This is a genomic window from Streptomyces sp. NPDC056480, assembly GCF_042795405.1.
Lineage (GTDB): Bacteria > Actinomycetota > Actinomycetes > Streptomycetales > Streptomycetaceae > Streptomyces.
Genome location: NZ_JBHTSA010000094.1, coordinates 19,796 through 31,409 on the forward strand (window position 1 = coordinate 19,796; position 11,614 = coordinate 31,409).

At 72.5% G+C, this 11,614-nt stretch carries 12 protein-coding genes; 8 read left to right on the forward strand and 4 right to left on the reverse strand.

Features of this window, described 5'->3' with window-relative positions; translation table 11 throughout:
* The first annotated feature begins 136 nt into the window (after window positions 1-136).
* The 3 genes from ACFQ79_RS30575 (at window position 137) to ACFQ79_RS30585 (ending at window position 5,146) form a co-directional block, all read left to right on the forward strand.
* A complete protein-coding gene (locus tag ACFQ79_RS30575) occupies window positions 137-1,876 on the forward strand; it encodes an amidohydrolase family protein (RefSeq protein WP_383589501.1) in 1,740 nt (579 codons plus the stop codon).
* Window positions 1,873-3,324: an aldehyde dehydrogenase family protein gene (locus ACFQ79_RS30580; RefSeq protein ID WP_383589503.1), complete on the forward strand. Its 1,452-nt coding sequence runs from the start codon at window positions 1,873-1,875 to the stop codon at window positions 3,322-3,324. The genes ACFQ79_RS30575 and ACFQ79_RS30580 overlap by 4 nt, the downstream gene beginning before the upstream one ends.
* A 238-nt stretch (window positions 3,325-3,562) precedes the next feature.
* Complete coding sequence (locus ACFQ79_RS30585) at window positions 3,563-5,146, forward strand: APC family permease (RefSeq protein ID WP_383589505.1); 1,584 nt, start codon at window positions 3,563-3,565, stop codon at window positions 5,144-5,146.
* 130 nt (window positions 5,147-5,276) lie between these two features.
* On the opposite strand, the gene ACFQ79_RS30590 is transcribed toward ACFQ79_RS30585, so the two are convergent.
* Complete coding sequence (locus ACFQ79_RS30590) at window positions 5,277-5,483, reverse strand: hypothetical protein (protein WP_383589507.1); 207 nt, start codon at window positions 5,481-5,483, stop codon at window positions 5,277-5,279.
* Between the two features lie 82 nt (window positions 5,484-5,565).
* Here ACFQ79_RS30590 and ACFQ79_RS30595 point away from each other — a divergent pair, with 82 nt between their 5' ends.
* Window positions 5,566-6,087: a GNAT family N-acetyltransferase gene (locus ACFQ79_RS30595; protein ID WP_383589509.1), complete on the forward strand. Its 522-nt coding sequence runs from the start codon at window positions 5,566-5,568 to the stop codon at window positions 6,085-6,087.
* On the opposite strand, the gene ACFQ79_RS30600 is transcribed toward ACFQ79_RS30595, so the two are convergent.
* Together ACFQ79_RS30600 and ACFQ79_RS30605 are read right to left on the reverse strand one after the other, a co-directional pair.
* Window positions 6,053-6,520, reverse strand: coding sequence for a carboxymuconolactone decarboxylase family protein (locus tag ACFQ79_RS30600; RefSeq protein WP_229315122.1), 468 nt, complete (start codon window positions 6,518-6,520; stop codon window positions 6,053-6,055). The two genes, ACFQ79_RS30595 and ACFQ79_RS30600, sit on opposite strands and share 35 nt — an antisense overlap.
* Window positions 6,521-6,620: 100 nt before the next feature.
* Window positions 6,621-7,361, reverse strand: coding sequence for a GNAT family N-acetyltransferase (locus ACFQ79_RS30605; protein ID WP_383589511.1), 741 nt, complete (start codon window positions 7,359-7,361; stop codon window positions 6,621-6,623).
* 110 nt (window positions 7,362-7,471) lie between these two features.
* Between ACFQ79_RS30605 and ACFQ79_RS30610 the strand changes: the two genes are divergently transcribed.
* Window positions 7,472-8,140, forward strand: coding sequence for a hypothetical protein (locus ACFQ79_RS30610; RefSeq protein ID WP_383589513.1), 669 nt, complete (start codon window positions 7,472-7,474; stop codon window positions 8,138-8,140).
* 22 nt (window positions 8,141-8,162) lie between these two features.
* Here the strand turns inward: ACFQ79_RS30610 and ACFQ79_RS30615 are convergent, their stop codons facing one another.
* The gene (locus tag ACFQ79_RS30615) at window positions 8,163-9,641 is read right to left on the reverse strand and encodes a CehA/McbA family metallohydrolase (protein WP_383589515.1); all 1,479 of its coding nucleotides are present in this window, start codon (window positions 9,639-9,641) and stop codon (window positions 8,163-8,165) included.
* A 99-nt stretch (window positions 9,642-9,740) separates the two neighbouring features.
* On the opposite strand from ACFQ79_RS30615, the gene ACFQ79_RS30620 reads away from it, so the two are divergent.
* From ACFQ79_RS30620 to ACFQ79_RS30630, 3 genes are read left to right on the forward strand one after another with little or no spacing between them, the layout of a single operon-like run.
* Window positions 9,741-10,571, forward strand: a complete 831-nt coding sequence (locus ACFQ79_RS30620; protein WP_383589517.1) for a TIGR03619 family F420-dependent LLM class oxidoreductase — start codon at window positions 9,741-9,743, stop codon at window positions 10,569-10,571.
* A gap of 40 nt (window positions 10,572-10,611) precedes the next feature.
* Window positions 10,612-11,073 (forward strand): prevent-host-death family protein, encoded by a 462-nt coding sequence (locus ACFQ79_RS30625; protein ID WP_383589519.1) that lies wholly within the window; start codon window positions 10,612-10,614, stop codon window positions 11,071-11,073.
* A complete protein-coding gene (locus ACFQ79_RS30630) occupies window positions 11,070-11,423 on the forward strand; it encodes a hypothetical protein (RefSeq protein WP_383589521.1) in 354 nt (117 codons plus the stop codon). The genes ACFQ79_RS30625 and ACFQ79_RS30630 overlap by 4 nt, the downstream gene beginning before the upstream one ends.
* Window positions 11,424-11,614: the final 191 nt, after the last annotated feature.

Genomic DNA, 11,614 nt, shown 5'->3' on the forward strand with positions numbered 1-11,614 from the left:
GCCGGCGGGCGGTGCACGACGAGCGCGGGGTGGTGTCTTCCCGGACCGCCGCCCCGTACCGGCCCCGGCCGGAGGCCGTTCCGCGGCGGCCCCCGGTCCGGGGCACACCCGTGTCCACGTCCAGAAAGGGACCGTCATGCTCGACCACCTCATCACGGGCGCCACCGTCGTGGACGGCACCGGCGCCCCCGCCTTCACCGCCGACGTCGGCATCCGGGACGGCCGGATCGCCGTCGTCGCCGAGCCCGGCACCGTACGCGAGGAGGCCCGGAGCACCGAGGACGCCACCGGTCTCGTCCTCACGCCCGGCTTCGTCGACCCGCACACCCACTACGACGCCCAGCTGTTCTGGGACCCGTACGCCACCCCGTCCATGAACCACGGCGTCACCACCGTCGCCGGCGGCAACTGCGGCTTCACCCTCGCCCCGCTCCACCCGGACCGGCCCGAGGACGCCGACTACACCCGCCGCATGATGTCCAAGGTCGAGGGGATGGCCCTGAAGGCCCTGGAGGAGGGCGTCGACTGGTCCTGGTCGTCCTTCGCCGAGTACCTCGACGCCCTCGACGGCCGCATCGCCGTCAACGCCGGATTCATGGTGGGCCACTGCGCCCTGCGCAGGTACGTGATGGGCCCCGAAGCCGTCGGCGGGCAGCCCACCCCCGAGCAGCTCGCGCAGATGGTCGCCCTCCTCAAGGAGGCCATGGAGGCCGGCGCCTGGGGGCTCTCCACCACCCAGTCGTCCACCCACTCCGACGGCGACGGCGCCCCCGTCGCCTCCCGGCACGCCGGTCCGGAGGAGCTCATCGCGCTTTCCCGCGCCGTCGGCGAGCACGAGGGCACCCAGCTCGAAGCGATCCTCGCCGGCTGTCTCGACCAGTTCTCCGACGACGAGATCGAGCTGTTCGTCGAGATGACCGCCGCCGCCGGACGCCCCCTCAACTGGAACGTCCTCACGATCGACGCCGCCGTCCCCGAACGCGTCCCGCGCCAGCTCACCGCCTCCGAGCGGGCCCGGAAGTCCGGCGGCAGGATCGTCGCCCTCACCATGCCGATCCTGACCCCGATGAACATGTCGCTCGGGACCTTCTGCGCCCTCAACCTCATCCCCGGCTGGGGCGAGATCCTCGGACTTCCGGTCCCCGAGCGGATCGCGAAGCTCCGCGATCCGGACGTGCGGGCCGAGATGCTGCGGCGCGCCGACTCCAAGGAGGCCGGGGTCTTCCGGCGCCTCGCCCACTTCGGGCGGTACGTCATCGGGGACACGTACAGCCCCGAGAACGAGGGCCTCACCGGCCGCGTCGTCGACGACATCGCGGCCGAGCGCGGCCAGGACGCCTTCCAGTGCCTCGTCGAGATCTGCGCCCACGACGGGCTCCGGACGATCCTGTGGCCGATGCCCAGCGACAACGACCCGGCGTCCTGGACGCTGCGCCGCGAGACCTGGGACCACGAGGACGTCATGCTCGGCGGCTCCGACGCGGGCGCCCACCTGGACCGGATGTGCGGGGCGCCCTACACGACCCGGTTCCTCGGCGACTGCCTGCGCGGCCGCAGGCTCGTGCCCCTGGAGCGGGCGGTGCGGATGCTGACCGACGACCCTGCCCGGCTCTTCGGGCTGCGCGAGCGCGGCCGGATCACCGAGGGCTTCCACGCCGACCTGGTCCTCTTCGACCCGGAGCGGATCGACGCCGGCCCGGCGACCCTCGTGCACGACCTGCCGGGGGACAGCCCGCGGCTGGACTCGCGGGCGGTCGGGATCGTGTCGGTGCGGGTCAACGGCGTGGAGACGGTACGGGACGACGAGGTGACCGGCGCGGTCCCGGGGAAGGTGCTGCGCTCCGGCCGTGACACGAGGACGGTGGCGACCAGGTGAACCAGCAGCTCTTCATCGGCGGCGAGTGGGTCGAGCCCGACGGCGGTCACTACGAGGTGATCGACCCGGCCACCGAGGAGGTCGTCGGCCTCGCCCCGGAGGCCTCCCGCGCCCAGGTGTACGACGCGGCCGCCGCGGCCCGCGAGGCCTTCGGCTCCTGGTCCCGGACGCGACCGGAGGAGCGGGCGGCGATCCTCGACCGGGCCGCCGACCTGATGGCCAGGGACGCCGAGGCGAACACCCTGCTCGCCCGCGCCGAGACCGGCGCCACCACCGGCACGGCGCGCGGCATGCAGGTCGCGGTCGGCTCCGCCCGCTTCCGGCGGTACGCGCGCGGGGCCATGGAACCGGTCGAGCAGGCGCTGCCCCCGCAGATCAACGAGGCGGGCCCGATGGGGAGGGCCGGGGTGTTCGGCGCGGTGGCGGTGCGCCGCCCGGTCGGGGTCGTCACGTGCATCACCTCGTACAACAACCCCTGGGCCAACCCGGCCGGCAAGATCGCCCCCGCGCTCGCGATGGGCAACACGGTCCTGGTGAAGCCCGCCCCGCAGGACCCGCTCTCCGTGTACGCGATGACCCGCGCCCTGGAGGAGGCCGGCGTCCCTCCGGGGGTCGTCAACGTGGTCACCGGCTCCTCGGTGGAGGCGGGGCAGGCGGCCGTGGACTCCCCGGACGTCGACATGGTGTCGTTCACCGGCTCCACGGCGGTCGGGCAGGCGATCGGCGAGGTCTGCGGCCGGACGCTCAAGCGGCAGCTGATGGAGCTGGGCGGCAAGGGGGCCGCGCTCGTCCTCGACGACGCCGACCTGGACTCGGCGGTGATGGGGATCGGGACGACCTTCTCCTTCTACAGCGGACAGATCTGTACGGCCCCGACCCGGGTGCTCGCCCAGCGCGGGATCTACGAGCGGCTGATCGAGAAGCTCACCGGCTATCTGGCCTTCATGAAGGTGGGGGACCCGGCCGAGCAGGGCACGATCGTCGGCCCGGTGATCTCGGCGGCCCACCGCGACCGGGTGGAGTCGTACGTCGAGCTCGGCCGTAAGGAAGGGGCGCGGGTCGTCGCCGGCGGCGAGCGGCCGGACCTCCCGAAGGGCTTCTACGTGGCTCCGACGCTGCTCGCCGACTGCACCAACGAGATGCGGGTGGTGCGGGAGGAGATCTTCGGGCCGGTCGTCGTGGTGGTCCCCTTCGACGACGAGGAGGAGGGGATCGCGCTCGCCAACGACAGCGACTACGGGCTCCTCGACTACGTGTGGTCGGGCGACGTGGCCCGGGCCTTCCGGATCGCGGCCCGGCTGCGGGCCGGCGGGGTGGGCGTGAACACGATCGGACGGAACATGGAGGCGCCGTTCGGCGGATTCAAGCGGAGCGGGGTCGGACGGGACGTGGGCTCGTACGCGCTGCACGCCTACAGCGAGCTGCAAGCGGTGGTGTGGCCGGGCTGACGACGTCCCCGAAAATTCCTCGGGAAAATTTCGAAACGGACATTTCGGGCTGGGCTGCGGTTCCCGCATATCGGACATGGGTCGACCGACCTACCAGTTGGTCGGCCCGTGCCGTTGGTCGATCTTTCAATCATTGGTGTGCGTCCGCTTAGACCCGCCCAATGCAAGGCGGCGATCGATCAGATGAGCGGATTTTGATCGTCCGGATATGGAAACCGCAGCATTTAACGTCCTGTTCATGACTCAGGTGGAAGCGCGGCCCCAGGCCGGAGACACGGTAAGGGGCGTCAACGCCCCGGGTGACACCGACGGCGCGGCCGGTGCCCAGGGTGTGCGCACCAAAGGACTCGGCGGAAACTCCGTCGGCCTCCTCGGCAGTGCCGTCATCGGCATCTCGACCGTCGCCCCCGTCTACTGCCTGACCTCGACCCTCGGCTCCACCGCCGGCGAGGTCGGACTGCAGATGCCCGCGATCTTCCTCGCCGGCTTCCTCCCGATGCTCCTCGTCGCCTTCGCGTACCGGGAGCTCAACAAGGTCATGCCCGACTGCGGCACCTCGTTCACCTGGACCGTGAAGGCCTTCGGGCCCCGCATCGGCTGGATGTGCGGCTGGGGCCTCGTCATCGCGACGATCATCGTCCTCTCCAACCTGGCGGGCGTCGCGACCTCCTACTTCTGGCTCCTCGCCGGTGAGATCAGCGGCAGTGAGTCCATCGCCGCCCTGGACGACAACAAAGCCGTCCACATCGTCACCTGCCTGGCCCTCATCGCCGCGGCCACCGCGATCAGCTACCGCGGCATGACCGCCACCAAGGGCGTCCAGTACACCCTCGTCGGCCTCCAGCTCGTCGTCCTCGCCGTCTTCGTGGGCATGGCCCTCACGAAGGCCGGCTCCTTCGAGACCTCGGTCGACTTCTCCTGGTCCTGGATGAACCCCTTCGCGGTCCAGTCCTTCGCCGCCTTCACCGCCGGCCTCTCGCTCTCGATCTTCATGTACTGGGGCTGGGACGCCTGCATGGCGACCAACGAGGAGACCACCGGCAGCGCCAAGACCCCCGGCCGCGCCGCGCTCATCGCGATGGTCGTCCTGGTCGGCTCCTACCTGGCCACCGGCATCGCCGCCCAGATGGTCGTCGGCTCCGGCGAGAAGGGCCTCGGCCTCGCCAACCCGGAGACCTCCGACAACGTCTTCGCCGCTCTCGCCGGCCCGGTCATGGGCCCCACGCTCGGCATCCTGCTCTTCGTCGCGGTCCTCGCCTCGGCGGCCGCCAGCCTCCAGACCACGTTCATCCCGGTCGCCCGCACGGTGCTCGCGATGTCCACGTACGAGGCCCTGCCGAAGTCCTTCACCAAGGTCCACCCGGTCTTCAAGACCCCCGGCAAGGCCACGGTCGTGGCCGGTGTCGCCACCGGCGTCTTCTACACCGTGATGACCCTGCTCAGCGAGAACGTCCTGGTCGACACCATCTACGCGCTCGGCCTGATGATCTGCTTCTACTACGCGCTCACGGCCTTCGCCTGCGTCTGGTACTTCCGGGGCGAGCTCTTCCGCTCCGGCCGGGACTTCGCCTACAAGGGCCTGATGCCGCTGCTCGGCGGACTGATGCTGACGGCGGTCTTCGGCAAGACGCTGTACGACATGTGGGACCCGGCCTACGGCTCCGGCTCCGCGGTCTTCGGTGTCGGCTCGGTCTTCGTGATCGGCGTCGGACTGCTGCTCATCGGCGTGGTGATCATGCTGGTCATGCAGCGCCGGAGTCCCGCGTTCTTCCGCGGTGAGGTCCTGACGAAGGAGACGCCGTCGCTGGTCGTCGCCGACTGAGTCCGGCGCGTCCGGCGCGTCCGGCGCGTCCGGCAGAGCATTCCTGAGTCATGGAGAAGACGCGAAGGTGGCGGGCCCGTGGGGGGTCCCGCCACCTTCGTCCTTCGTCCTTCGCCGCCCGCCGTACGGCTCAGTGGTGTCCGGGGAGCAGGCGCTCCACCGCCGCGTTCGCGGGCGGCAGGTCCGGCGTACCGGCCGGCTTGGCCTTCGGGGTCAGGACGCCGCTGAGCGGCACGACCGACGGCAGGCTCGCGTCGGCGGCGGCGGTTCCGGCCGCGGCGAGGCCGCCGGTCGCGGCGAAACAGGTCAGGGCGACTGCGGTGAGCATCTTCTTCATGCCCGCACCAACGCGGACGGCGTGGATCCGGTTACGAGGACGCTCCAGGAGCCCCTCCCGGACGCATCCCTAGGATGCATCCATGTATGGGGAAACGAACTGGTCGCTGCGCCCCGGGCGGCCGGACGACATCGAGGCGATCGCGGAGCTGCGGGCGGTCGTCATGCGGGACGACCTCGTGCGCCTCGGACGCTACGACGAGCACCGGGTGCGGCAGCGGCTGCGGGACGGCTTCTCGCCGCGGCACACCTCGGTCGTCGAGGTGGACGGCGGCTTCGCGGGCTGCGTGACGATGCGCCCTTACGAAGACGGTGAAGGGCTCTACCTGGAGCACTTCTACCTGACCCCCGGGGCCCAGGGGCGGGGCCTCGGGACGGCGGTGCTGCGGGAGCTCCTCGCCCGGGCGGACGAGGCGGCGGCCCCGGTCCGCCTGGTCGTGCTCCAGGGCAGCGCCGCCCGCCGCCTCTACGAGCGGGAGGGCTTCACGTACGAGTCCGAGGACCCGGTGGACGTGCTGCTCGTCCGCGCGCCACGGGTCCCCACCGGCCCCCGCCCGGCCGGCCGCACCCTCAGAGGGCGACTCCGGCCGGCTGACGGACGGTGACGTTGATCCGGTTGAACAGGTTGGTGACCGCGACCATCAGGACGATCGCCGCGAGCTGCTTCTCGTCGTAGTGGTCGGCGGCGGCGTCCCAGACCTCGTCCGGCACGGCGTCCGAGGTGTCGGCGAGCCGGGTCGCCGCCTCGGCAAGGGCGAGGGCCGCGCGCTCCTCGTCGGAGAAGTAGGGCGCCTCGCGCCAGGCGGCGACGGCGAACAGCTTCTCGTCGCTCACGCCGTTCTTCCGGGCGCTCTTCGCGCCGTAGTCGACGCAGAACCCGCAGCTGTTGATCTGGCTGGCCCGCAGGTGCACCAGCTCCAGGGTCGACTCCGGGACACCGCCCTCGCGGGTCGCCTTCACCAGCTCCTGGATCGCCGGGCCGGCCCCGGGGAGGACGTAGGCGGGGTTGGTCATCCGGGGGGTGGTCGCGTGCGCCATGGTGATCGCTCCTCAGCGTCTCGGTGTGCCGTTCCGGTTGCCTTCACCGCATTGACGGAACGGACGCGGAGGATGTGACACCTTCCGGGCCGCCGGTCCTCTACGCCTCCGCGATGAGGGCGGTGGCGACGGTGCGGAAGCCGAGGCGCCCGTAGAGCCGGGCCACGGCCGCGTCCGACGCCGAGAGGAACACCAGCTCCACGCCGCGCGACCGGGCGTCGGCGACCAGGGCCGCCGTCACCGCGAGACCGAGACCACGGCGCCGGGCCGCCGGGACGGTGCCGACGCCGACGACCTCGGAGACGGCCCCGACGGGCTGGTGCTGCCCCGCCGAGAGCGCCGTGCCGGCGTCGTCGAGGGCGGCCGAGAGATGGGTGAGACCCGCCGCGATCCGACCGGCGACCTGGGTGACGGCTTCCGGCGTCGGCTCGGCGCCGAAGGCCGCGTACGGGGCGGCGACCGCGCTCGCCAGGAACGGATCGCGCGCGCCGACCATCCGTACCGTGACGCCCTCGGGCCCGGCCACCGGGAGCCCGTCGCCCTCCAGGACCATCAGCGGATGCTCGTGGACGGTGAGCCCGCTCGCCTCCACGGCCGCCCGCAGCCCCGGCGTCGTCTCCGCCACCCACTCGAACGCCTCGGGCGCCCCCAGCTCCCGCTGCCGCGCCCGTACCCGGTCCACGTCGGCGACCGTCACCTCCCCGTCGTACCCGAGCGCGGGCCGCGCGTAGTACGGCCAGCCCGCGCCCTCCCGCACGAACAGGGTCAGCGGACCGAACTCCTCGGCGCGGGCGGCGGAACGGGGGACGGCGTCGTAGTACGCCTCGATGAGCTTCAGCACGCACCCACGCTAGGCGCCGGCACGGGAGACCGCCCGTGTATTTCGGTCGCCCCCGGAACCGTGCGTGGCATGATCCCGTCACTCACTGCACGATCGACGGGGGAGACGTGATGAGCAGGACGCACACCTGCCCGGGATGCGGGCGCGACGACCGGGTGCAGGCCGTGCCGGCCGTGTACCTGGGGGGACGTGACGCCGTCAGCAGCCGGGAGCGGGACCGGGACGGCGACATGCGGACCGTGACGCGGACGGTGACCACGGGGCTCTCCAGGGCGCTCGCACCGATGCCGGAACCGCCGTCGTACGCCGTCGGCTGCCTCGGCGTCCTCGCCGTCGCCGTCGCCGTCGGCACCTTCCTGGGCGGGGCCCTGGGCGGGAAGTGGTTCGAGGACGAGCCGGCGCCGGCGGAACCCGTGGAACGGAGCGGCTACCAGCTCGTCGCACCGGAACCGCCCTTCGGCGCGGCGGGGCCGCCGCCGGACGTCGGCTTCCTGGCCTGGATCTCGGCGTTCGCGCTGCTCGCGGCCGTCCTCGTGTTCACCCTGCTGTACCGGCGCAAGGCCCGCTTCACCCGCCTGACGCGCGGCCGCCACCGCGCCGAGGAGCTCTGGTCGTGCGGCTGGTACTGCCACCGCTGCGGCACGGTCCACTTCGAGGGCGTCCCCGGCGAGGACCGTGCCCCCCTCACCCTCCAGCAGTTCCGCGAACGCGTCTGGGCGCACGGCGGCTACGGGGACCTGGCGGGCGAACAGCGGGCGGTGGCGGCGCTCGGCGAGTGACGGCCGCGAGGTCCCCGGCCCGTCAGCGGGTCCCCAGGAACACCGGGTTCGTGAAGGCCGCCAGGGCGCCCGGCAGCGGAGGCAGGGCCGCCGGGTGACGGACCTCGGCGCGTACGTACGTGGCGTACGCGGCCGTCGTCGACCACTCGGCGAAGCCCTCGGCGGCCGGCTCCGTGTGCAGCACACCCTGGTCCGTGACGAAGCGGACCGTGCCGCCCTCCGGGGCGCCCGTCACCTTCAGCCGTACCCTCACCGCCTCGTCGTCGCCGACCCCCAGCCGCTCCCCGATGCCCGCCGTCCGCCCCCGGCCGTCCGTCACCGAGAAGTCCAGGGAGACCGCGGAGGATTCGGCGACGTACGAGCGGCCCGCCCGCAGCCCGGCGAGGATCGACCGCCGGCTCAGGTCGTCGGCGAGGACCACGGTCTGCGGGGTGCCGACGCGATCCGGGTCGCGGTGGGCGTCGCTGTTGCCCATCGCGGGGGTCCAGCGGCCCTGGGAGAGCGCCGCGTCCCAGCCGGCCAGGGACACCTCGTCGTCCGGGGTGAAGGGGCCGTTCCACACCTCGACGGCGTCCGCCTCGCCGAAGCCGAACTTCCACATGCAGCCGATGCAGGTGGCGTGCGGATGGGCGGGGACGACGAGGCCGCCGGCCCGGCGGATCTCGCGCGCGAAGTGCCCGAAACGGTTCTCCCGGGCCCGGTAGCGCCAGTCGACGAACGTGCCCGGATCGGTGCCGATCGCGAGGACGTGCCCGTTGCGGGTGGTGACCTCCTCGCCCAGCAGGATCAGCAGGTCGTCCCCGCCGAGCCCGTCCCACGCGCCGTGCCCGCCGTGGGTGTTGTGCTCGGTGGCCGTCAGGAAGTCGAGACCGGCGGCGCGGGCGAGCGCGGCGACCTCGGCGGGGGTGCGGCGCCCGTCCGAGTACACGGTGTGGAGGTGGCAGTCGCCGCGGTACCAGGCGCGGCCACGGCCCGCGGCCCGCTCCGGCGGGTACGCGGGACGGCGCGCGGGCAGCGCGGGACCGAACCGGAGGGTGATCGTGACGCTGTACGGGAGTCCCTGCGGGGCCACCGTGTAGGGGGCGAGGACGACGTGCCAGGTCCCGGCCCTCAGCGGCCCGGCGACGTAGCCCGGCGTCGCCTCGTCCGCGCGGACGAAGAACTCCTTGCGCGCCCCGCCCGACCAGCCGCGGAAGCCGTTCCCGCCGAGTGCGGTGCCGCGCTGGTCGAAGAGGCCGATGTCGAGGGCGTTGCCCTGGGTGCCGGCGGGGACGGCGGGCCGCTCGTAGGAGTACGCGACATGGAGCTCGCGGACGCCGCGGGGCAGCTCGACGGGGAGGTACACGTAGTCGGGGGAGCCGGGCGGCAGCGTGCCGGTCACGGTCTCCGTCTGTCCGCCGTCCTCGGCGTGGGCGAAGCTCACACCGCCCAGTGTCAGGGCCGAAGCGATGCCTGTCGTGATGCCTGTCGCGAGGAGTACACGTCTGCTCGGTTCGCTCATGGAGGCACCCTGGTGCGTACCCGTGAACGCCCGGCCAACGCGGAACGCACTCGTGTCGCACCCCTCGGAAATCCGGGCCGCACGCCCTACCGTGCCGCTATGCGGATCTCGACCACGATCTTCCTGACCGACGAGACCATCAGCCCCGTGCGGCTCGCGCGTGAACTCGAACAGCGCGGCTTCGGCGGGCTCTACCTCCCCGAGCACACCCACATCCCCGTCGCACGGGACACGGACTACCCGGCGGGCGGCGAGCTGCCCCGGGAGTACGGCCGCACCCTCGACCCCTTCGTCGCCCTCGGCCAGGCCGCCGCCGTCACCGAACGCCTCGCGCTCGGCACCGGCGTCACCCTGATCACCGAGCACGACCCGATCGCCCTCGCCAAGCAGATCGCGACCCTCGACCACGTCTCCGGCGGCCGCTTCACCCTCGGCCTCGGCTTCGGCTGGAACCGCGAGGAGGCGGCCGACCACGGCGTGGACTGGCGCACCCGCCGGGACCTCGGCCGCGACCGCCTGAACCTGATGCGAGCGCTCTGGGCCCCCGAACCCACGGCGTACGAGGGCGGGTTCGGCCACTCGGTCCGCGCCTCGGAGGCCTGGCCGAAGCCCACGGGCGGCGCGCCCCGCATCCTCCTGGGCGGCGCGGCGGGCCCGAAGCTCTTCGCCCAGATCGCCGCGCAGACGGACGGCTGGATGCCGATCGGCGGCCGCGGCCTGACGGAGTCGCTCCCGGTCCTGAAGGAGGCGTGGGAGACGGCGGGCCGAGACCCGAAGGCCCTGGAGATCGTCCCCTACGCGGTCCTCCCCACCCGGGGCAAGCTCGCGCACTACGCGGAACTGGGCTGCGAGGAGGTCGTCCTCCAGCTCCCCCCGGCAGCCGAACCGGAGGTCCTCCGCGTCCTGGACGCGTACGCCGAGTACCTCTGATGTGTTGACTTCGGAATATGTTCCGAAGTAGCGTCGGTGCATGCTGACCCAGAGTGTCTCCTTCTCCGAGCTCTCCAAGAACTCGAAGCGGGTCGCCGAGAGGCTCGACAAGGCGTACCGCCTGCTCGTCACCCGCCGCGACGGTCAGGATCTCTACCTCACGACCGCCAGCTACGACCAGGACCGTGAAGAGACGGCTGACGTCACGGCCCGCCTCCTCGCGGCGCTTCTCGCTGCGGACGACGGGGCTCGTGTCATAGGGCGCGCTCTGCCCGGGGTCTTCCCCTGGGTGCGGCACCTGTCGGCGGAGGAACTTCGGGAGTTCGTCCGGGACCTGGTCGACGCGACGCACGACGCGGCGCAGTTGGACGTCCACGCCACCCTCCACCGGACGATCGTGGGGTGGCGGGCGACGGCACGCGTCCTGGCCGACCCGGCCCTCACGGCCCAGCTCACCAGGCCCCTCCCCGACGAGGACCACGGAGAGGTGACCGCCCCGTGACACCGAAGCGCGGCGACGACGTCGCCCCGCCACCGATCGGCGAGGAGTGGCTCCTGCGCTTCGCGACGAACGAGGCGGCCAAGGGCTGGGGCGAGCTCGGCGCCGAAGCCCCGGGCAACACCCGGCGCTGCTTCGAGGCTCTGCGCCGTGCCCCACTTCGGCAGGACGACCCGGACCGACAGCACCGGCTGCGTGCCCGCCTCGCCACCCGGGCTCTCGGCGGGCGGATCTACCCGCAATGGGAGTACGAGGTGACGGCCGGTGGCAGGGTCCGGTACCTCGTGGACGAGGCCCGCCGGACGGTGTACCTGGTCTACGCGGCGCCTCGGCATCCCAAGGACACCGACTGACCGCGTGGCCGGATTCGCGGCTTCCTGCGGGGACCCGAAGCCTGCTCGTGGTGCCCGCTCGTATGCTCGGTTCATGACGGATGACCAGGAAGCTCGCCCCACCGCGAACGCCATGCGCCGTGCTCTGAAGCGGGCCAGGGACGGGGTCGCGCTCGATGTCGGTGAGGCGGCCGTGCTGTTGCGGGCGCGGG